This is a genomic window from Candidatus Njordibacter sp. Uisw_056 (genome assembly GCF_047730085.1).
Classification (GTDB): domain Bacteria; phylum Pseudomonadota; class Gammaproteobacteria; order Pseudomonadales; family Balneatricaceae; genus Njordibacter.
Genome location: NZ_CP159830.1, coordinates 98,986 through 120,757, shown reverse-complemented (window position 1 = coordinate 120,757; position 21,772 = coordinate 98,986). Strand labels below are relative to the sequence as shown.

The window sequence follows — 21,772 nt, the reverse complement described above, 5'->3', positions numbered from 1 at the left end:
TATGTTGGTTAACTTTTTTTACACTCTAAAGCGTGCTGAAATTCCTGTTTCCATCAAAGAATACTTGATGCTGCTGGAGGCGCTTCAGTGCCATCTTGCGTTCGCAAACATGGACGATTTTTATCACCTTGCCCGTATTTGTTTAGTTAAAGATGAAGCCAACTTCGACAAATTCGACCGCGTATTTGGCGCTTATTTTAAGCAGTTAGAAAGCTTAGAAGATGTGCTTAACGCCCTCATTCCAGATGAATGGTTGCGCTCAGAGTTTATGAAGCAGTTAAGTGATGAAGAAAAAGCTAAGATTAAGTCTTTAGGCGGCTTAGAGGAGCTGTTAAACACCTTTAAGGAACGGCTTAAAGAACAGGAAAAGCGCCACCAAGGCGGCAGTAAGTGGATCGGTACTGGCGGCACGTCGCCATTTGGACACAGCGGCTATCACCCAGAAGGCATCCGTGTAGGGGGCGACAGCCAAAACAAGAGTGCGGCGAAGGTATGGGAAAAGCGTCAGTTTAAAGACCTTGATGACAGCGTTGTGTTAGGCACGCGTAACATTAAGGTAGCACTGCGAAAATTACGCCAATTTGCTCGCACTGGCGCCGCTGAAGAACTGGATTTAGACCACACCATTAGTGCTACAGCGAAAAATGCAGGCATGTTGGACCTAAAGCTTGTTCCCGAGCGCCACAATGCTGTAAAAGTGTTACTCATGCTCGACGTAGGAGGATCGATGGACCCTTACATCCAGGTGTGCGAAGAATTATTTGCTGCTTGCCGAACGGAGTTTAAGCATTTAGAGCAATTTTACTTTCATAACTTTGTCTATGAAAGCCTTTGGCGCAACAATATGCGCAGACAAAACGAAAGAACATCTATATACGACATCATTCATACCTATGGGCGGGATTACAGAGTTATTTTTGTGGGTGATGCGTCTATGTCACCCTATGAAATTAGCAGCCCTTACGGTAGTGTAGAACACATGAACCCCGAACCTGGACACGCGTGGATGCAACGCCTTACCACCCATTTTGACAAGGTGGCATGGCTTAACCCCGTTGCAGAGGACCATTGGCGCTACACTCAATCTATCGGCCTTACGCATCAACTAATGAATGATAGAATGTACCCTATGACGCTAAATGGCCTTAGTGATGCTATCAAGGCGCTAGCAAAGTGACCTACCCCTCAAGCGACAACCCCATCATCTGCACCTGCTTTGATATTCACCAAAATGCCGTTGAAGCAGCCATTACACAGGGCCACGATGACTTTCGTAAATTACGCGAGGTGCTTGGAGTAGCTGGGGATTGTGGCAATTGCCACAGGCCTATTAACAAACTACTTAAAGCCCACCGCATGATGAATGCACCCACCAAGGAGACTCCTTTGAGACGCAGATTTCCCATGCCATGGCAACATATGAGCGCTGCAAAATTAGAGCAGGAATACTCTCCAAGCTCGTGTGTTGATGACATTATGGTGTATCTCAATGATTACACCAACTACTCTAAAGAGGCTCAAAATAATCTGAGTTATCAAAGTAACCTTGCCTATAGTGACACTATGGGTGAAGTGCTCGATTACTTTCCTGCTGCAACTGGCGGGCCTTTGGTGGTTTATATTCATGGCGGCTATTGGCAAAAATTGAGCAAGGATGATTCTTGCGTGATGGCCCCAGGCGCACTAGAACAAGGTATAAATTTAGCAGTAATTGATTATACCCTTGCACCAGAAGCCACTGTTAATCACATGATTGCCCAGTGCTGCCGGGCCATAGCATGGCTTATTGCACAGAGTCAGAAGCTTGGCTTTGATTGCAGCAAAGTCATTATTGCAGGCAGCTCGGCAGGTGGGCACTTGTGCGCTTCAGTGTTGCAAGCTGCTCAACAAAGCCTGCATGGCCTTAGCCCACAAGCCATCTCTGGGGCAGTGTTACTCAGTGGCGTGTATGACCTTCGCCCTTTAGTTAATACCTACATCAACGAACCATTAAACCTGACGAACCAAAGTGCAACAGAACTAAGCCCTGGCCTGTATAGCAACCAAGGATTGCCACCTTGCATCCTTGCCTACGGCAGCAACGAAACCCAAGAGTTTAAGCGCCAAAGCGAAGAGTACCACCAGCAATTACTGAGCGATGGCGTAAAAAGCCAGTGCTTTGAAGTGGCAGGCCGCAATCATTTTGACATTGTGTTTGACCTGGCCATTGCAAGTGCTAGCGTTAATCAACATCTTCATCATTTAATAACTCAACTTAACACGCAAGATTAGCCCCTGGGTGCCATCCAGAGATGCATAGGCAGTATTATTTTTTGCAGCAATCACGCTGTAGCTTAGGCTGCTTTGCCATAAATCTGTGGGTTCCCATGCAATTGACCCAGTAAGCCCCCGCAGTGCAGCGTTAGGGGTGCCAACATGAGTGAGAGACCAGCTGTATTGATCATTATTAAAGTGATCATTCACACCTAAAGTATAGGTTAAATCTGTTCGATTACTCGCTACTGGCGCTGCCGCAGGGGTGATGTAGCTGGCTTTATAATTAAGCCAATACTGCGCTGTTAAATTAGCATTCCACTGCCTATCACCATGATTGAGCTCTATACCAACAGCAGTATCTATACGGTTATCTGACGTTAGGCCAGTGTAGCCCAGGTTATGCTCTAAGCCCCGTTTGTAGGCAAGGTCAAATTTAATCAAGTCATCATCGATGGCTTTATTCCAGCTGTAACCAATCAATTGGTAGGGTTTTGCCGACGCTGTCGTTGTGGCTAAGTTAAGTACTGGGCTATTGGGTACCATTCGCCCTGCATAAATAGCCCAATCACTACCTGCCCCTGTATAACCATACTTAGCACCCCACTCTTTGGCTACACTAGTGGTTAACCGTATACCAGGCAGTGGAGTTACACTTGGATCTAAACCCACAAACCAAGAAGCTCGCGCTGATGGCATATAATAACGACCGCTTACCAGCCATTGTGGCGTTAATGACATGACACTACTGGTGAGGCTGGGTGCTGGGTTTATCACATCCAACACCCCGGCCCCTTCTACTTCACCCCAGCTGAGTATATAGCTGCCCAGCTTAACACTGGTTTCGGCCAAGCTGTAATGTAGTACTAGCCTCTCAATTCCCAGTAGACTAAAGTCACCTTTGACAGGTTTTTGGGTATCACCTTGCCAATACTGTGTGGCCTTTAGTTCTAGTTCTGCATAGATTAAGAGGCCCAGTGGTGACTCACTTGATAAGCGTAAATCTGTATAGTGGTCGGTGCGTTTAAAGCCAGCTTTGGGGTTAACTGCCAAGGTGTATTCAACACTTAACTGCACAGGTTTATCTGTTGTTAGATTAACGCTGCTTGCCAAGAAAGTCTCATCAGTAAATAAATAATCACTAGCGTCAACATCTTCACTCAGCAGATCATCACTGGCATAAGCTGGCATACCAGCAAACAAGGCCATAACCCACCAGACCAATAGCTTTTTAACCCCTTTAACAGCCATATTTATTGCGCCTGCTGCCTAAGTTTTTGCAAGTGCTTTTGCCTAAACACTTGGTCAGTGAGCGCGCGCTGGGTTAAAAACCGCTCATCAATATTAAGCCCAAAGCTTATCGCTTTTATGTTCATGTTAGTTAAGCGTTGGCTTACTAAATTTTTGAAAGTGATGCTTCTTGCTAACCAAATGCCATTAATCTGCTCAACCTTAGCCACCGATACTTGCTTAATGGCATTACCGTACTTGTCAAACATTTGCATTTTTAGGCTTAAAAACCGCTCAGTATCAATCCACGTTCTTACTTTGCCATAACGGGTGTGTTCTAAACGTTGGCGGGTAGGCACAGATTCAATCACTGCAACAGGACGGCCTTTATAGCGTCCCCGCTGCAAAATTTTATACGTATAATCGTCTAATTTGCCCGTTTCTTGGTCTTCAGTACTTATTTCTGAACCAAACAGGCTAGTGGGTTCAGTCTGCTCATTATTGTTGCCAGAAGCGATGCGCTTTACCTTACCCAATGCCGACAAATACAGCCAAGTTTCATTATCTTTACTACTTGCATCGTAGGTATAGGTCAACATACCAATGCCCCTTTCACTAGCAGGTTCCAGCAGGATAGCGATGGATTTACTATCTTTATTGTTGGCACCTGTATTAATTTGGGCACTTTCTAATAGTTTAATGCGAGGTTTTTCTACACACTTAAGTTTGCCATTTTTAGTACCATATTTGCAGCTCGTAAGCTGTATTAGGTTGAACGATGAATCATTGGTTTGTAATTGGTTTTTATCCATTTTTTGTACCAACTGTTGGCCTGTCAATTCTGCTTGGGCAGAGCTTATGACCAAAAAACCAAGGGCAAGGCGTATTATTTTGTTAAGCAATCGCATTATTTAGTGCCTTTAAATTGTAGATTATCTGTAACATTCTGTTGACCAAATTTGGGTTTAAACACCATGATTAAAGCAGGGAAAAATAATAAGTCGCAAAATAAAGCCACAAAAATAGCTAACGACCCAAATGCGCCCACTTTGGCAAGGCCCAAGTAATTACTAAAGCTAAGCATAAAAAAGCCACAGCCCAGCACTAGGCTGGTAAAGGTTACAGCTTGGCCTACTTCTTTAATGGTATCTACTAAAGCCAAGCGCATATCACTATGCTTAGCCAATGCCATACGATAGTGGGTGATAAAGTGAATGGTATCGTCTACAGCAATACCTATAATCAGTGGCGCAATCATTAAGGTGTCGGTGTCTAAAGGTATTCCCATCAACCCCATAAGACCAAAAGCTAAAGTGGCAGGTATCATATTTGGAATAATAGACATAAGGCCTGCTTGAACTGACCCTAAGGTAAGCACTAACAAACCCGAAATGATAACCATAGCTAGGGCTAAGCTTTTGAACTGATTATTGCTCATATCATCCATGAGTCTCATCATCATTGCCAAGGTGCCCGTAACGTGAACATCCATGTTAGGGTATTGTTTTTTGTGAGCCACAAAGGCTTTCTCGATATCAATCTGCACCAGTTCAAAAAATTCTGCATACTCGCTAGAACCTGCGTTTCGAAGTTGCACACTGATGTGGCTTTGACTGTAATCATCATTCACCAGAGCGCGCCGCTCATCTGGGTTTGAGCTATTAAAGAGATACAGTAACTGAGACACTGCAAGGTTGTCATTAGGAATAGTTTTGTAACCATCACTACCATCTTGCATGATGGCATGAGTATCTTTGACCAAGTCGGCTAAAGAGTGAGTACGAATAATATGTTGGCTGTATTTTTTTTCTATTTCCCGCTGAAGACGATCCATAGTCTGTAATACGTCAGCTTGAATTAAGGCATCAGACTGCTGCATATCGACCAAAATCTCTAAGCTGCCCGTACCCATCATATGCTCATCAACTACTGTATAGGCAGTTCGTAATGGTGAGCCTTCACGATACAGCTCAGCAATATTCGAATCTACCTTCACCTGAGTTGCACCATACAAACACACCGCAAATAAACCCACAAAAGCAAAATTAATTGTGTGTTTGTATTGTTCCACAAAAGCTGGAATTTTATCCAACAGATCTTGCAACCAAATGCCACTTAGCAACCACTGCAAGCCACTGCGATGCACAACAAAACGCATTGGCCATAGCAATAACCAAGTTAACTTAAGCAACTTAGTGATAGGCCACGCAAGGTAAGACAGCCAAAGTAGCCAACCATATTTTGGGGCAAATGACTTTTTTTTGGGCATGGGGTGCCATAAATCCATTAAGGCCGGTAATAGAAAAATAGTATATAAAAACGCTAAAAAAACACCAGCAGCAGAAGTGACACCAAACATCACAAACTGCGCCATTCCTGTAATAGTTAATGCCCCCATGCCCGCCATGGTGGTAATGGTAGTAAGCAATATAGGTAACCCAGTTTTGCCATAAGCTTTTGATAGGGCAAGCTCATGGTCATGGCCATGTCGCCTAAAATACACATAGCTACTCATAACGTGCACGCAATCTGCCACGCCCACAGCAACAATCAACATCACTGTTAAACTAATTAGTGTGCTAGATTCTAAGCCTAACCATCCTAAGGTGCCTACAACGAACAAGGCACTAATACCGATAGCAATTTGTGGCCATAAGACCGCACTGGCAGAGTGAAACAATGTCCACAATAAAACATTAATTACCAGCACCATGCCCAATAGCAAAACCCCTGCTTGCATCAAGTCATCTACTGCAAGCTCAACCATGGAGGCATTGCCAATGGGGTAAAAATTAAACTGTTGTGCAAATTCTGGCTGTTTGTATAGCCGACTCACTGCCTCCATAAAGGAAAGGTAAAGCCCCGAGTCCATACCTTCAAACCGCACACTAGTTTGCCTGGCTGTGGCGTCAAAGTTAATAGAAAACTCGTCATCAAAATTTCCCACCAGGTCAAATTCGTCATCTGCCATTAAATTAATAGAGGGAGTTCCAAGGCTTTGAGCAACTGGAATTGCACCAAAATCTGTGGTCACCATAATAGCGCCATAACGATAGTTTTTAGAGAACAAAAACAATGGCAGATTGCTTTGAGCCATGGCAATGGTCTTAACCTGCTCAGCTTCGGCTTCTGCCATAGCCAAATTTTGGATTAATCTGGGTGAACTTAAGGTATCTCCCTCATTCACTTGAATGCGAACATTAGTGAGTGATTGAACTCTCTTTATATGATCCAGCTCAGTGGCTAACTCAGGAGTAATGCCAGCTGCATCTAAGGTGCCTTGGGGGATGTCCTGCCTATTACTTAGGCTGCGTGTGAGTTGGTCGACCAAACGTAACGAAGCCGCAGAGAAAACGTCTCCATCTTTAGCTTCATACACAATAAATAGTCCATCATCACTACCAAATTGATCACGGAATTCATCCAGACTTTGCAATACTGGATCGTCTTCGTTAAACCATGAGTCCACCGTGACATCAATAACAAACTTAGTACTGCCAAACGCCATAAATAGGGTGGTGACTAGGGCAAAAATAATGATGCTCCAACGCCAAGGCCTCAGCCTGTCTGGTAGACGTTCAAAATAGTCACTTGTGGCTAACAAAATATTTTTCAAATAAACTCCAAATAATACATCAGATTTAAGTATATAAATTTTATCAAAAGCAAACAATGTGTAACTTTTGTACTAGGCTTTAATGATGACAAAAGGGAATTTACTAATCAGTGTTTTTATGGCCCTGACATGGCTCAGCGGGTGTAGTTTTGATGCCAAAATTAAGCCAAAACAACAGCAATTAGCTGCCAATATCTATGCCCAGTTGGCGTTGGGTTACATGGAAAGTGGGCACCTCACACTGGCTGAGCAACGTTTAAATAAAGCTATAGCATTGATGCCCAACGGACAGCTTACCCTTAGAGCCACAAAGCAATGGCAGTTGATGCAATTAGCTCGGCCCTAGGTAGGGATAATAACGGTAATAGAAAGGTAAAATGCTGTTTTCATAGTCTGGCTTGGTTATACTTGTAGGGTGTATCGTTAAATTGATCTGTTAAAAGGACATTACGCCATGGTGAATCAATCTGTTAAAGCCGCAAGTTTAGTGCTTGGGCTGGTAATTATAAGTGCTTGTAGCTTACCTGCTACCACTATACCAAGCACTGACGGTGCAACTTTAGCCGGTAATAGCCCGGCAGTTGCTAATTCGTATGCCGACATCCCTATTTCTGCTAATGATCAATTAGCTGTGGACAAGTCTTTGCTACTGAATACTGGGGAACAATGGATTGGCCGCGCTGTGTTGAAATCTAAGTTAGATACGGTACAGGCTTTTGAGTATTATATGGCTAACATGCCTAGCCAAGGCTGGATTAATATCACGTCTGTTCAGTCTGAAACATCAGTGCTTACTTACGAAAAAGGCAACCGTGTGGCCACGATTCAAATTAAACGAGGTACTTTGAGCGGCAGCCAAATTTCAGTGACTGTTTCACCTCGGGACGCTACTGCTCAGTAAATCAATAAAACAAAAAGATTACGTGCGCTATCTAGCGCACGTATTAAGTCTGGGTGCGCACTTTGTTCACTGCACTTAACCAACCATTGTATAAATGATCTCGAGTTGACTCTGGCATAGTGGCCGTAAAAGTGCGGTCGCACTGCCACATTTCACTAAGTTCTTCTAGTGAATCATATACCTTGGCCTGCAGCCCGGCTAAATAAGCCACTCCTAGAGCACTACTTTCTACACAGGTAGGCCGAGAGACCTTTGCGTCTAGCACATTAGACAAGTGGGACAAAAACCAATTATTCACCACCATGCCTCCATCTACTCTTAACGTATCTAAGCGCACGCCGTCTTTTTCCATAGCTTTTTGTAGGTCTTTGGTCTGATAACAAACAGACTGCACTCCTGCGCTGACGATCTCTTCAATACCCGTATCACGGGTTAATCCAAAAATAGCACCGCGAGCCAGTGGGTCCCAGTATGGCGCACCTAGGCCAGTAAATGCGGGCACCATGTAAACCCCGTGGTCAGCCGTGACAGACGCGGCCAAGGGTTCTACCTCGCTAGCACTACTAATTATTTTCAACCCATCTCTTAGCCACTGAATAGCCGCTCCAGCGACAAAAATACTTCCCTCTAGGGCATATACTGGCTTACCATTAAGGCGGTACGCCATCGTAGTTAATAGCCGGCTTGCTGATTGGAGAGGCTTATCGCCTGTATTAAGCATTAAAAAACACCCCGTACCATAGGTGCTCTTGGCCATTCCAGATTTAAAACAAGCTTGCCCGAATAGGGCAGCATGTTGGTCTCCAGCTACGGCATAAATAGGCAGTTGGTGACCGAGAACGGTTTCTTCTATGAAACCAAAATTGTCCGCACTATCTTTAACCTCTGGCAACATAGCTTGAGGTATATTAAAGAGTTCCAGCAGGCCTTGGTCCCACATTTGAGTATGGATGTTAAACAGCAAGGTACGCGACGCATTGGTTGCATCTGTGGCATGGATCTGGCCACCACTTAAGTGCCACATGAGGTAACTGTCAACCGTCCCAAATAACAACTCACCTTGTTCAGCACGCGCACGAGCGCCCTCTACATGATCTAAGATCCAGCTCAATTTGGTCGCTGAGAAATAAGGATCTAACAGCAAGCCTGTGAGAGAGGTAACTGTCGTTTCATGCCCTTCTTGTTTTAACTTGTCGCACATTACCGCAGTACGGCGGTCTTGCCATACTATGGCTGGATAGATAGCTTCGCCAGTAGACTTATCCCACACTAAGGTGGTTTCACGCTGATTAGTGATGCCTATGCCAGCAATTTGCTGAGCCTTTAAGCCACTATCTGCAAGGCTTTTACGGCAGGCCTGAACAACGGTATCTAAAAGGTCTGGTGGGTGATGCTCAACCCAGCCATTGTCAGGGTAATGCTGTTCAAATTCGTACTGTGCTGAACTAATTACAGTGCCATCTGCAGCAAAAATGATACACCGAGAACTGGTAGTACCTTGATCAATAGTGAGGATGTAAGCGTCATTTTTCAATGTTTATCTACCGAAGATCCAATGTTAAAAATACCTAATTCGTCCCACAGATCATCTACACGCTGCTTCACAGACTCGTCCATAGTAATAGTACGCCCCCATTCACGGGTGGTTTCACCTTCCCATTTATGGGTGGCGTCCATACCCATTTTAGAGCCTAAGCCAGAAACAGGTGAAGCAAAGTCTAAGTAATCAATCGGAGTGTTTTCTACTAGCAAAGTGTCTCGTGCTGGATCCATCCGGGTGGTCATAGCCCAGATCACGTCTTTCCAATCTCGGGCGTTGATGTCATCATCCGTAACGATAACAAACTTAGTGTACATAAATTGGCGTAAAAAAGACCAAACACCCATCATCACACGCTTGGCATGACCCGGGTACTGCTTCTTCATGGTCACTATAGCCATACGATAAGAGCAGCCCTCTGGTGGCAGGTAGAAATCAGTGATTTCCGGAAATTGCTTTTGTAACAGTGGGATAAACACTTCGTTAAGAGCAACACCCAACACCGCCGGCTCATCTGGTGGACGTCCGGTAAAGGTGCTGTGATAAATAGGATCTTTTCGGTGAGTAATACAGGTTACAGTGAACACTGGAAAACTATCTACTTCATTGTAATAGCCCGTATGATCACCAAAGGGACCCTCGTCTGCCATATCATCTGGAGCAATATGGCCTTCTAAGATGTACTCAGCACTGGCTGGCACTTGCAGATCATTGGTTAGGCAAGTGGCCACTTCCGTTTTACTACCACGTAACAGACCAGCAAAGGCATATTCACTCAGAGTGTCTGGCACAGGCGTTACTGCGCCTAAAATGGTGGCAGGGTCTGCTCCCAAGGCTACAGAGATAGGAAAGTTTTCACCCGGATGAGCAATTTTCCATTCACGAAAATCCAAAGCACCACCACGGTGAGATAGCCAACGCATGATTAAACGATTTTTTCCAATCACTTGTTGTCGGTATATGCCGAGGTTTTGACGTTTTTTACTTGGCCCACGGGTAATAACCAAAGGCCATGTAATGAGTGGGCCTGCGTCGTCTGGCCAACAGGTTTGGATAGGCAGCTTACTAAGGTCTACTTCGTCGCCCATCATGACATATTGTTGGCATGGTGGCTTTTTAATGAGCTTAGGGCCCATGTTCAGCACTTGCTTGTAAAGAGGTAGCTTGCCTAGGGCGTCTTTGAATCCTTTAGGGGGTTCTGGTTCTTTTAAAGAGGCAAGAAGGTGGCCTACATCACGCAGGCTTTCTACACTTTCGGCGCCCATGCCCAGCGCCACTCGCTTGGGTGTGCCGAACAGGTTAGCCAATACTGGAGTGTCATAACCTTTTGGGTTTTCAAATAATAAGGCTGGGCCTTCTGCGCGCAAGGTGCGGTCGCAGATTTCGGTCATCTCAAGGTATGGATCTACCTCTGTGGTAATGCGCTTAAGTTCACCTTGAGCTTCTAAACTCGCAATGAAGTCGCGTAGATCTTTGTATTTCATACTCATAACCTACGCGGTCTCCAATATATCAGGCAGTTACTTTCGCTTCATTGACATGAAGAACTCTTCGTTGGTTTTGGCACCTTTAAGCTTATCCAATAAAAACTCAGTCGCTTGACCATCTTCCATTGGATCCAACAACTTACGCAGAATCCACATCCGCTGCAATTCATCGTCACGGGTTAATAACTCTTCACGGCGGGTTGATGACTTTCGAATATTGATCGCAGGGAAAACGCGACGTTCGGCAATTTTACGATCTAAATGAACTTCCGAGTTGCCTGTGCCCTTAAATTCTTCAAAGATGACTTCGTCCATCTTAGAGCCCGTTTCAGTTAATGCGGTAGCGATAATAGTTAAACTGCCACCCTCTTCAATATTACGCGCAGCACCAAAAAAACGCTTAGGGCGTTCTAGAGCATGGGCGTCGACACCACCGGTTAGCACCTTGCCAGAAGAAGGAATAACAGTATTATAAGCACGGGCCAAACGGGTAATTGAATCTAATAAGATAATCACATCTTTTTTGTGCTCTACCAAACGCTTAGCTTTTTCTACAACCATTTCAGCAACTTGAACATGGCGTGAAGGTGGCTCATCAAAGGTACTGGCAACTACTTCGCCACGCACTGAGCGCTTCATGTCGGTCACTTCTTCTGGTCGTTCATCGATCAGTAATACAATCAAATGACAATCTGGGTTGTTGCGGGTAATAGAGTGAGCGATGTTTTGCAACATCAAGGTTTTACCAGCTTTAGGTGGAGATACAATTAAAGCTCTCTGCCCTTTGCCCATTGGCGCCGTTAGGTCAATTATTCGAGCGGTTAAATCTTCACTAGACCCGTTGCCAAGCTCCATGGTTAAACGTTCTGTGGGGAACAAAGGTGTTAGGTTTTCGAACAACACCTTATGTTTAGCTTGCTCTGGTGGCCCGTAATTAATGCTACTAACTTTAAGTAGAGCAAAATAACGTTCACCGTCTTTAGGCGGGCGGATTTTGCCATCTATGCTGTCGCCTGTGCGCAGACTAAAGCGGCGAATCTGACTTGGTGACACATAAATGTCGTCAGGCCCTGCTAAATAAGAAGCATCTGCCGAGCGTAAAAAGCCAAAGCCATCTTGTAAAATTTCTAATACACCTTGGCCAAAAATATCTTCGCCACTCTTGGCATGGCGTTTAAGAATACTAAAGATGCATTCTTGTTTACGAGATCGGGCAACATTATCGAGTCCCATGCCTTGGGCAATCTCGACGAGTTCAGGCATTGTCTTTGTTTTTAATTCAGTAAGATTCATAGTTAGATAGGCGTCAGTGCGCGCTAGGGGGAAAATAAAGTTAGTAGAGTGATAAGGCTAAGTTAGCCGGTAAAAGCCGGCCGATTAGACAGAAGGTCTTGCTGGAATGACCACAGTCTCCCCCAAGCTGGGTCAAGTGTCAATATTAAAATACACTCGCTAGCCGATAATGCTCTATCGCCGCATCAACATGACCCATTTTATGCTGTAACCTGGCCATTTCGGCGTGTGCTTCTTTACTGGCTTGCAAGGTTATACTGGCTTGTAAGTAATCTTGGGCTTTACCCCACAGTTCCAAACGTCTGCATAAGCGACCTAGTGTGAGCTGAAGCGCCGCACTATCCTTGGCATTAGCTTGCCAAGCCTCAGCCTTGGTTAAGCTTTTCTGCACATCTGTTAAAGGCAAGTGTGCATACTCAAGCACCAGCTCGTCCAACCACTGTAGTTTAAGGGTCTGCTCTATGAATACTTGTGTTGTCTTGGCAGTATCACCTTCAACACGAGCCATGGCCTTAGTGTAAGTAATAATACTTGGGCCGTGGCTGGTGATACTCTTTGGCGCTTTGCTCCACAAAGAGTGAAGTTGGTCTAGGCTACTCTTCGCTGCACTGCCATCTTGCCTTCTCGTTGCACTAAAAGCTCGCCCGTAGGCTAATTGCTGCTGCTGTGCCAATTGCTCTTGGCTAAGCTGGTTATGACTTCCCACTACCAACAATAAGTTAATAAGCTCAGGCCACATTTGTTGCCGCTGCAATAAATCCAATAACAACTGATTCGCTTCTGCATGCCTAGGATTGAGCTGATGTAGGCTTTGTAAAGCATTAAGCGCGGCATCATCATCACCTTGAAATAGAGAAATTTCGGCAAGCTTTAAATGCACTAGTTGCTGGGTACCTGGGAACTCTGTTACCAATTTCTTGAGTACCTGTCGCGCTTCAGCAATCTTGCCCTGCCTACCCATCGCAGTTGCCAGTGCAGGCAACACAACAATAGGCTGACTGGTAGTGGGCGCAAGTTCCAAAAACTTTTTTTCTGCACGCACGTTTTGGCCATCAGCCAAAGCCAGCAAGCCTTGGCGAGTTTGCAACTGCATACGCTTTATACGGCTAGTCTGCTGCCAGCTGCCAAGCACCCGAAAGGGTAAATTGAGTGCAATAATAAAGCGCAGGCTTAAAGACATGGTTACACATACTAAAACAATGCCAATTAATAGCACCCAAATGCTCATTTCTATGCTGGTATCACCCCACGCTAGTAACACATACCCTGGGTCTACATTAATTAAGCTGCCCAGCCCAGCGCCCACTAGTAATACCAATAAAACAATAAGAGTTAAAAAGCGCATAATCTACTCTCCCACCGATGGCTCAGCTGGAGTATCGTGCAATGTGGCAACAAAGCCTTGCAAAGCAATCAGGGAACCACTGATATTAGGCATATTAACTAGAACCTTCACCTCATCAAGCAAGTCAATCTGAACATACATTGCTTGGACGATAAGGTCAGTTGGCCGATAGTATTGAGCTAAAAGTTGCTTTACACCTACCAAAGATTGATCATAAATCGTCTGCTGGCGACGCAAAAGGGCAACTTGAGTTTGGCTTAATGCCATTTCAATACGCATACGCACTAATAACTCAGCTGCAGGCGTCAGCAGCTGCTGGTCTTCTTGAGTGCGTGATTGCACCTTAACCAGCTGTTTTAATTCCCCAAAAATACTGGCAGCCACGCTTTTAGTGTCCTGCCAAACAGACTGAGTCCATTTGATTTCTTCTGTTGGCGCGATCATAGCCTCATTTTCAAGACCTAGCCCAAGTGCCTTATCAGTGGCCGCTACCTTACTTCTGGGTGGAATAAAGGTCAGCTTTGACGCTAAACCAGAAAGCGCAGCAAGCTTTGCATAAACACCTTGTACGTCGACACTTGGAACAGCTGTAAGGGCGGCTAAATCTGCCGCAATGGCACTTCTGATTCCATAGGTGCCCACTTGTTCACTATCTCGAATGATGATGTCGGCAGCCTTAAGTAGGGCCATTGCAGACTCACTAGCTTGCTCCATAGCCAAACGCTGGTTGGCTAACCGCAACAGGTATTCAGCTTCTGCCAACTGCCACTGAGGCAATACTTTACCCTGGTCTAGTTGGGTTTTAGCCATGGCTTCTAAGGCACGCACTAAAGCCTGGTCCATGCGTTGCTGATTAGTTTTTAAGTCTGTTTGTTGGGTGGAAATAGCACGCTGTGCAGAAGTGTTTGCAAGGGTTAAGTCATCTAGCTTTTGTGACAATGACTGCTGTTGTTGCTGCCAATTTTGGAGTATTTTAGATTGGCCACTTTGGTCTGACATGAGCACCGCAGTATAGGATTGTGCTTGCCACTGCACGTAACCCAACCCGGCGACCGCTGCCATTAATAGCACAACAAGTAGCCACAACAAGCTTAGTTTGCCTTGGCTTGCTGGCTTTGTTTTTGCTGCACTAGCTCGGTCCACAGATTTAGAAACCTTAGCTGTTTTAGGGTTGGATACTTGTGGGTCTGCGCCTTTGCTAGGCACCTTAGTATTCGCTTTGTTCTGGTCTTGTGTCACTGCGTCAGCATCCTTTTTCAGCGGCTTAATCAGCCTACTATCATGCCACCTTATAACTAATTTTTACAGTTTATCGAGGCGCTTGTTGTTGTATTGTTTGCAGCAAAGTATCGCACATTGCTTGATTGCTGGCACTACCACTGGTAAGTAATACTTGGTAGCCTAATATTTTGGCCTGCTCCGCTACCCGTGCACTAGGCAAGACTAATATGATGCGCTGTTTGTTACACCAGTCTTGGCCACTTAGCAAGGCCTCAAAATTTCCTAAGGTTTCACCACTTTGGAAGATCACCGCTTGGGGTGAGAACTCAGCTACACTGACTAATTGCTCACGGTTAATATGTGGCAACTTGCGCTGGTAACATTGAGCATAGTTTACCTTTGCACCAGCAGTTTCCAATGCATCAGATAAAGTCTCTCTACCGCCGCATCCTCGAACTATTAACACCTTGTGATGGGTTTGAATTTGGGGCAATAGATCGGCCAACAATGCTTCACTTGTGTCGCCCATCACTGGCCTTTTTGCCGCAATACCAACTGCCATTAATTGAGCTTGTGTAGATTCCCCCATGCCCCACCATTGCACACCTACAGGCCACTGAGGCCAATAGTCTTGCACTAGGTCTAGCCAGAACTGCGCCGCATTGGTACTAATAACGATGACATGGTCAAAGGTGTCCAGATCCATTGCTAACTGCTTACTTTGCAGGCCATCCACTGATTGTGGTTCTACAGGTAAAATATCTAAGCACGCTTGGTGATGTACCTTAAACCCATGCTTTCGCAGTAGCTCAATCGTCACTTTTGCTTGTGCATCTGGCCGGGTGACCAACACCTTCATGCTTGTCATCAATTAGTTACTGAACATTATAAATAGCTTGAAGAATTTCACCAGCACCCTGTGCTAATAGGTCCTCTGCGGCAGTGATGCCTAAGCGTTCTGCATCCACACGTGAACCTCTAATTTCTGTAGTGAGTAAGCGGCTGCCATCTACTTCGCCCACTAATCCGCGTAGCCATAGCTGATCCCCTTCTAGTTCGGCAAAACAGGCAATAGGCACCTGACAACCACCTTCTAAACGTTTGTTGAGTGCGCGCTCAGCAATTACACGGTCCGCCGTATCTTTATGGTGTAACGGCGCCAGCAGAGCGATTGTGGCATTGTCGTCTAAACGGCATTCCACACCTACTGCGCCCTGCCCCCCGGCAGGCAAACACTGCTGGTCAGTTAAACGTGACTGAATACGGTGGTGGAAATCAAGGCGCATTAAGCCAGCACTGGCTAAAATGATGGCATCGTATTGGCCTGCATCTAGCTTGGCCAAGCGGGTGTTTACATTACCTCGCAAATCTAATAGTTGCAGGTCTGGACGCAAGGCCTTGACTTGCAACTGGCGACGCAGGCTGGACGTGCCCACTTTGGCGCCTTGTGGAAGGTCATCTAAGCAGCTGAAGTAGTTACTTACGAATGCATCACTGGGATCTTCCCTTTCACAGATCACACAGAGCCCCAGACCCTCTGGAAACTCCATTGGCACATCCTTCATGGAATGCACTGCAATGTCTGCTCGACCTTCTAACATGGCCTGCTCTAACTCTTTAACAAACAGACCTTTGCCACCCACTTTTGCTAACGGCACATCAAGGATTTTGTCCCCCTTAGTCTTCATGCCTAAAATTTCTACAGTAAGGTCTGGATGATAACGCTCTAGCTCTGCTTTTATAAAATAAGCCTGCCAAAGAGCAAGTTGGCTTTCACGTGTGGCGATACGGAGGGTGGTCATAGGCTTTAATAACTGAGTGAACATTAATATAATCCATAGTGTATCAAATTGCTCTGCTTGGTGTTTGAGATAGACACCATAATGGAGCTGATTTATTCATCAGTAGTAGGTAAAATACAGGCCTAGCAGTTCACTATTTATTAAGAATTCATTTATGCCTTCTGATTTAACCCCTGAAATTGAAAATCCTCGCCGTATTCGCAGTTTTGTTAAACGTGCGGGCCGTATGACTCCATCTCAAGAACACGCTTTGGAACACTATTGGGCCCTGTACGGTTTAGAACTTAATCAGGGGGCTCTGGATTTTTCAGACCTATTTGGTAATGACCACCCCATCATCATGGAAATTGGCTTTGGTATGGGGGACTCCCTGTCTACCATGGCTGCCACCATGCCAGAAAATAACTACATTGGTATAGAAGTTCATCGCCCAGGGGTTGGTCGGCTACTTAATAACCTAGCAATCCAAGAACTAAGCAACGTAAGGGTATTTTGTGAGGACGCTATTGAAGTGATGGCGCAGTGCATTACCGATAATAGCCTGGCCGGTGTACAGCTATTTTTCCCAGACCCATGGCACAAAAAAAAGCATAACAAGCGCCGTATCGTGCAGCCTAATTTCGCTCAAGATGTTCGCCAGAAACTCGCCACTGGTGGTGTATTTCATATGGCCACAGATTGGCAACCTTATGCAGAACACATGATGGAGGTAATGGAGCTAGCCCAAGGTTATAGAAACCAAGCGGGTGACACTCAGTATTCACCACAACCGGAGTTTCGCCCTAGCACCAAATTCCAACGTCGTGGTGAGGGCAAGGGGCACGGAGTGTGGGATTTGATGTATCAGAAACAATGCTAATCAACCAGCGCTCTATTTGGGATAAAGCACCATTTGTGTGCATCGAAAAATGGCAACTGTTTTACCAGATTCATCATGGCTCACAATAGCATCCCAAACCTGAGTAGATTTTCCTAAGTGAGCAGCAGTTGCAACACACCTAATAGTCCCCTCTCTTGCGGTACCAATATGGTTCGACTTTAATTCAATAGTAGTAAAACCAATGGCCCCCTCTGGAAGGTTAGCAGTGCTGCCATAACCTGCACACGTGTCTGCTAGGGTGACAATGCTGCCTGCGTGAAGATAGCCGTTAATTGCAAGTAACGATGGTATAACTTTAAGCTCTGCCTCAACCCCTTCGGAAGCCACACGTGTGACGTGAAGGCCAAGATGCCCGGGTAAGCTACCTAAACTGATATCATTAAAAAATTTAGGAGTGAATTTTTTTGATAGCATCATTTTTTCCTTGCAAACTAACTAGCAACTGAATGATCTGGTCGCATCCGGACCAGAAGCTGAGCAACATTATTACATGACCTAAGGGGTCTCCGTTGGGTGATGACTATGTGGTCTATTGCCAGCCATGGGTTTAGCGCATTAGTCAACAAGGCAACCTATAAGGCCAGTTTGACCTTAGCGTTAGTTGGCGATAGGGTTAACTCACCCATTTATTAAAATACATCGACTAGGGTTGCCTAATTTATGACTCCTGCAATAGACCAACTCACGCGTTTAGGTGTTCACCACAATGTGCACGAATATACCCACACCGCCAAAGTGGCGTCATACGGAAGAGAAGCTTCAGATAAACTGGGTGTGCCTCCCCAAAGGGTATTTAAAACACTGGTAGTGGATGCTGGAAACACGACTTTGGCGGTAGCGGTAATACCTGTTGATCAGCAGCTCAACTTAAAGCTTATGGCCACAGCCATTGGCGCAAAAAAAGTAGTTATGGCAAACCCCGCCGCAGTGAGCCGAAGTAGTGGCTATGTACTGGGTGGCGTGAGCCCAGTAGGCCAAAAGCGAGCACTCACTACGGTTATAGATAAGCGTGCTAAGGATTATGGCAGCATTTATGTGAGTGGTGGTCGCAGGGGATTAGAGGTTGAACTGGCTGCGGGTGATTTAGCCATGGTAACCCATGGCTTATTCGAGATCATTTCTTAAGCAGTTATAACGGCACTAGTTCAACTAGAACTTAATCGCTAAAGGTGACGTAACTGGGGTCGAGGTCTACTACCTGTGCGCTCATGGATGCAGAGGTGATACCCATATCGATAAGGCCCTGCACTATCATGTTGCTAAGCGCTTGCTTTTGATCTGCTGTGCGCCCTGCCATGATATGAGACGTGGCATGGATAAAACGATCCGAGCCTGTGCCTGCAATATGGTGGTCGTAACCTGTGCAGCGTACTTTAATATGATCAGACTCAAACAAACCCGATTTTACATGGGCGTCAAACACGCACCTTAATAGCTGGGTGGGCGTAACACTGCTGCTAAGCTGGTTAGAAATTTCTATGACGCAATGTGGCATGTGCAGGCCCTATTTATTAGTGTTATGGGTAACGTTTTTAGTGATACTGACCACTTCGGTCGTGCACAGCATCAACAAATATTTTGGCACTTTCTGGGTCTACAAACTGGTGAATGCCATGGCCTAGGTTGAAAACATGACCATCATTTTTACCAAAATCTGCCAATATACGACCTACTTCTGCCTGAATAGTGGGTGCGTCTGCGTAAAGCACACTAGGATCCATATTGCCCTGAAGCGCTACTTTATCTCCCACACGATTGCGGGCTTCACTAACTTCTATAGTCCAGTCTAAACCTAGGGCATCAGCTCCTGTTGCTGCAAGTTGCTCTAACCACTGGCCACCGTTTTTAGTGAACAAGATAACAGGGACTGCTCTCCCTTCAGATTCGCGAGTAAGGCCATTAACAATACGCTGCATATAATCTAACGAAAAGGCTTGATAACATGGGCCACTCAATACGCCACCCCATGTATCAAAAATTTGTACCGCTTGAGCACCTGCTGCAATTTGAGCATTTAAATAAGCAATCACTGAATCGGCTAATACACTGAGTACTTGATGTAATAGCTCTGGGGTTGAATACATCATCGCTTTGATATGACGGAAGTCTTTGCTGGAACCCCCTTCAATCATATAAGTTGCCAAGGTCCAAGGGCTACCAGAAAAACCAATCAACGGAACATCGCCAGACAATGCACCACGGATAGTGCTCACAGCATTCATAACGTAGCCTAAATCGGCATCTATATCTGGCACTGTGAGCGCTGCAACATCAGCTTCAGTGCGCACTGGCTTTTCAAACTTAGGTCCTTCTCCAGCCTCAAAGTATAGCCCTAGGCCCATTGCATCGGGCACTGTTAGGATGTCTGAGAATAGGATAGCTGCATCTAAATCATATCGACGTAATGGTTGCAAAGTGACTTCACAGGCAAAATCAGCATTCTTGCAAAGGCTCAAAAAATCCCCAGCTTCAGCACGTGAAGCACGATATTCGGGTAAATAGCGACCCGCTTGGCGCATCATCCATACCGGCGTTACATCAACAGGCTGGCCCATAAGAGCGCGAAGAAAACGGTCGTTTTTTAATTCAGGTTTAGAAGCAGTCATGGCAAGAAATAAGGCCTTAAAGCAGTTAGTAAATATTGCTGCCCATGATATAGATCACCTGCCTAATTGTCACGGATTGTGGCAACTATACAAGTGACCTACAGATGTTCTAAATAGGTTTATCAGGTTTAGTGGTAGAGTTTAGACTTGTAGATAATCTAAAATACCATCTGCGGCTCTTCGCCCTTCGTCGATGGCAGTGACCACTAGGTCAGAACCACGTACCATGTCACCGCCCGCAAAAATTTTCGCATTCGTAGTTTGAAAAGCGTAATTTTTAGCTATTAAATCAGACTCTTGGGCCACTTTAACAAGGTCCCAATCATTTATCTCAACCCCTGCATCAGCCATCCACTTTGTTGGACTTGGGCTAAAGCCAAAGGCTACGATAACCGCATCGGCAGCTACAACTTCTTCACTACCTTCAATCACAATAGGTCGGCGACGGCCATTTTCATCAGCTTCACCCAACTCAGTTGTGACTAATTTAATACCTGTGACCTTGCCATTTTTACCGATTATTTCAACAGGAGAGCGGTTAAATAAGAACTGGACACCCTCTTCCTTAGAGTTGGCCACTTCCTTAATCGAACCAGGCATATTAGCCTCGTCACGACGATAAGCACAATACACATTAGCTGCAGCTTGGCGAATTGCAGTGCGGTTGCAATCCATAGCCGTATCACCACCACCCAGTACCACAACTTGCTTACCTTTTAGGTCAATAAAATCAGCTGGATCTTTTTCAAAGTCCATGCGGCGGTTAATGTTAGAAATCAAATACGGCAAGGCCTCGTGCACACCCTCAAGGTTCTCACCAGGGAAGCCTCCACGCATCGATTTATAAGTGCCCATGCCCATAAAGACGGCGTCATATTCATCCATTAACTGGTCTAGGGTGATGTCTTTGCCTATTTCTACATTAAGTTTAAACTCAATACCCATACCTTCAAATATTTGACGGCGCTTAGCCATAACAGGTTTTTCTAGCTTAAATTCGGGGATACCAAAAGTAAGTAGGCCACCAATTTCTGGGTACCGATCAAACACTACGGCAGACACACCTCCTCGTGTTAAAACGTCGGCACAGGCCAAACCGGCAGGCCCAGCACCAATAACCGCCACTTTTTTACCCGTTTCAACTACATGGCTTAAATCAGGTGTCCAGCCCATAGCAAAGGCAGTATCAGTAATGTATTTTTCTACAGAGCCAATGGTCACTGCCCCAAAACCATCATTGAGGGTGCAGGCACCTTCGCATAAGCGGTCTTGCGGGCATACGCGGCCACAAACTTCGGGCAGTGAGTTAGTTTGATGACACAACTCCACAGCCTCTAGAATATTGCCTTCAGACACCAACTTGAGCCAATTAGGAATGTAATTGTGCACTGGGCACTTCCATTCACAATAGGGGTTGCCACACTCTAAACACCGATGGGCTTGGGGCTTGGCTTCTACCGGCGTATAAGACTGATAGATTTCCGCAAACTGGCGTTTACGCAAGTCTGGGTGCACCTTAACTGGGTCTTGACGACCTACGTCGATGAATTGAAAATGATTTTCTAATCGTTGAGCCATAATAGCCTCGTATACCTGGT

Annotated in this window: 20 protein-coding genes; 6 read left to right on the top strand and 14 right to left on the bottom strand. The window is 45.5% G+C overall.

The features are described from left to right. Position 1: 1 nt before the first annotated feature. Together ABXT60_RS00580 and ABXT60_RS00575 are read left to right on the top strand one after the other, a co-directional pair. Complete coding sequence (locus ABXT60_RS00580) at positions 2-1,177, top strand: vWA domain-containing protein (RefSeq protein ID WP_443630844.1); 1,176 nt, start codon at positions 2-4, stop codon at positions 1,175-1,177. Continuing rightward, positions 1,174-2,271 carry an alpha/beta hydrolase fold domain-containing protein gene (locus ABXT60_RS00575; protein ID WP_443630843.1) on the top strand — a complete coding sequence of 366 codons (1,098 nt, stop codon included), beginning with the start codon at positions 1,174-1,176 and terminating at the stop codon, positions 2,269-2,271. Before ABXT60_RS00580 ends, ABXT60_RS00575 begins: the two co-directional genes overlap by 4 nt. On the opposite strand, the gene ABXT60_RS00570 is transcribed toward ABXT60_RS00575, so the two are convergent. From ABXT60_RS00570 to ABXT60_RS00560, 3 genes are read right to left on the bottom strand one after another with little or no spacing between them, the layout of a single operon-like run. Next, positions 2,242-3,504, bottom strand: coding sequence for a hypothetical protein (locus ABXT60_RS00570; RefSeq protein ID WP_443630842.1), 1,263 nt, complete (start codon positions 3,502-3,504; stop codon positions 2,242-2,244). The two genes, ABXT60_RS00575 and ABXT60_RS00570, sit on opposite strands and share 30 nt — an antisense overlap. Before the next feature lie 2 nt (positions 3,505-3,506). Continuing rightward, positions 3,507-4,391 (bottom strand): outer membrane lipoprotein-sorting protein, encoded by an 885-nt coding sequence (locus ABXT60_RS00565; protein ID WP_443630841.1) that lies wholly within the window; start codon positions 4,389-4,391, stop codon positions 3,507-3,509. Further along, the gene (locus ABXT60_RS00560; protein WP_443630840.1) at positions 4,391-7,099 is read right to left on the bottom strand and encodes an efflux RND transporter permease subunit; all 2,709 of its coding nucleotides are present in this window, start codon (positions 7,097-7,099) and stop codon (positions 4,391-4,393) included. The genes ABXT60_RS00565 and ABXT60_RS00560 overlap by 1 nt, the downstream gene beginning before the upstream one ends. A gap of 118 nt (positions 7,100-7,217) precedes the next feature. On the opposite strand from ABXT60_RS00560, the gene ABXT60_RS00555 reads away from it, so the two are divergent. Next, positions 7,218-7,445, top strand: a complete 228-nt coding sequence (locus ABXT60_RS00555; RefSeq protein WP_443630839.1) for a hypothetical protein — start codon at positions 7,218-7,220, stop codon at positions 7,443-7,445. A 108-nt stretch (positions 7,446-7,553) separates the two neighbouring features. Further along, positions 7,554-8,000 (top strand): hypothetical protein, encoded by a 447-nt coding sequence (locus tag ABXT60_RS00550; RefSeq protein WP_443630838.1) that lies wholly within the window; start codon positions 7,554-7,556, stop codon positions 7,998-8,000. 43 nt (positions 8,001-8,043) lie between these two features. Here the strand turns inward: ABXT60_RS00550 and glpK are convergent, their stop codons facing one another. The 7 genes from glpK to hemC all read right to left on the bottom strand — a co-directional run bounded on the left by glpK (position 8,044) and on the right by hemC (position 16,712). Beyond that, positions 8,044-9,534 (bottom strand): glycerol kinase GlpK, encoded by a 1,491-nt coding sequence (gene glpK / locus ABXT60_RS00545; protein ID WP_443630837.1) that lies wholly within the window; start codon positions 9,532-9,534, stop codon positions 8,044-8,046. After that, positions 9,531-11,024 carry a 4-hydroxy-3-polyprenylbenzoate decarboxylase gene (ubiD, locus tag ABXT60_RS00540; protein WP_443630836.1) on the bottom strand — a complete coding sequence of 498 codons (1,494 nt, stop codon included), beginning with the start codon at positions 11,022-11,024 and terminating at the stop codon, positions 9,531-9,533. The genes glpK and ubiD overlap by 4 nt, the downstream gene beginning before the upstream one ends. Positions 11,025-11,060: 36 nt before the next feature. Beyond that, the gene (rho, locus tag ABXT60_RS00535; RefSeq protein ID WP_046483652.1) at positions 11,061-12,320 is read right to left on the bottom strand and encodes a transcription termination factor Rho; all 1,260 of its coding nucleotides are present in this window, start codon (positions 12,318-12,320) and stop codon (positions 11,061-11,063) included. Between the two features lie 145 nt (positions 12,321-12,465). Further along, the gene (locus ABXT60_RS00530; protein ID WP_443630835.1) at positions 12,466-13,665 is read right to left on the bottom strand and encodes a heme biosynthesis HemY N-terminal domain-containing protein; all 1,200 of its coding nucleotides are present in this window, start codon (positions 13,663-13,665) and stop codon (positions 12,466-12,468) included. A gap of 3 nt (positions 13,666-13,668) precedes the next feature. Further along, positions 13,669-14,904, bottom strand: coding sequence for a uroporphyrinogen-III C-methyltransferase (locus ABXT60_RS00525; RefSeq protein ID WP_443630834.1), 1,236 nt, complete (start codon positions 14,902-14,904; stop codon positions 13,669-13,671). A gap of 70 nt (positions 14,905-14,974) precedes the next feature. Then, the gene (locus tag ABXT60_RS00520) at positions 14,975-15,754 is read right to left on the bottom strand and encodes a uroporphyrinogen-III synthase (RefSeq protein ID WP_443630833.1); all 780 of its coding nucleotides are present in this window, start codon (positions 15,752-15,754) and stop codon (positions 14,975-14,977) included. 7 nt (positions 15,755-15,761) lie between these two features. Next, positions 15,762-16,712 carry a hydroxymethylbilane synthase gene (hemC, locus tag ABXT60_RS00515; protein WP_443630832.1) on the bottom strand — a complete coding sequence of 317 codons (951 nt, stop codon included), beginning with the start codon at positions 16,710-16,712 and terminating at the stop codon, positions 15,762-15,764. Between the two features lie 130 nt (positions 16,713-16,842). On the opposite strand from hemC, the gene trmB reads away from it, so the two are divergent. Continuing rightward, positions 16,843-17,547, top strand: a complete 705-nt coding sequence (trmB, locus tag ABXT60_RS00510) for a tRNA (guanosine(46)-N7)-methyltransferase TrmB (protein WP_443630831.1) — start codon at positions 16,843-16,845, stop codon at positions 17,545-17,547. Between the two features lie 12 nt (positions 17,548-17,559). Here trmB and ABXT60_RS00505 read toward each other — a convergent pair whose 3' ends face one another. Further along, the gene (locus tag ABXT60_RS00505; protein WP_443630830.1) at positions 17,560-17,985 is read right to left on the bottom strand and encodes a PaaI family thioesterase; all 426 of its coding nucleotides are present in this window, start codon (positions 17,983-17,985) and stop codon (positions 17,560-17,562) included. Positions 17,986-18,228: 243 nt separating this feature from the next. On the opposite strand from ABXT60_RS00505, the gene ybaK reads away from it, so the two are divergent. Then, a complete protein-coding gene (gene ybaK, locus ABXT60_RS00500; protein WP_443630829.1) occupies positions 18,229-18,693 on the top strand; it encodes a Cys-tRNA(Pro) deacylase in 465 nt (154 codons plus the stop codon). A gap of 31 nt (positions 18,694-18,724) precedes the next feature. On the opposite strand, the gene ABXT60_RS00495 is transcribed toward ybaK, so the two are convergent. From ABXT60_RS00495 to ABXT60_RS00485, 3 genes are all read right to left on the bottom strand, one after another. Beyond that, complete coding sequence (locus ABXT60_RS00495) at positions 18,725-19,063, bottom strand: 5-carboxymethyl-2-hydroxymuconate Delta-isomerase (RefSeq protein WP_443630828.1); 339 nt, start codon at positions 19,061-19,063, stop codon at positions 18,725-18,727. Positions 19,064-19,100: 37 nt separating this feature from the next. After that, the gene (gene hemE / locus ABXT60_RS00490; RefSeq protein ID WP_443630827.1) at positions 19,101-20,174 is read right to left on the bottom strand and encodes a uroporphyrinogen decarboxylase; all 1,074 of its coding nucleotides are present in this window, start codon (positions 20,172-20,174) and stop codon (positions 19,101-19,103) included. A gap of 141 nt (positions 20,175-20,315) precedes the next feature. Further along, positions 20,316-21,752: an FAD-dependent oxidoreductase gene (locus ABXT60_RS00485; protein WP_443630826.1), complete on the bottom strand. Its 1,437-nt coding sequence runs from the start codon at positions 21,750-21,752 to the stop codon at positions 20,316-20,318. Positions 21,753-21,772 lie beyond the last annotated feature (20 nt).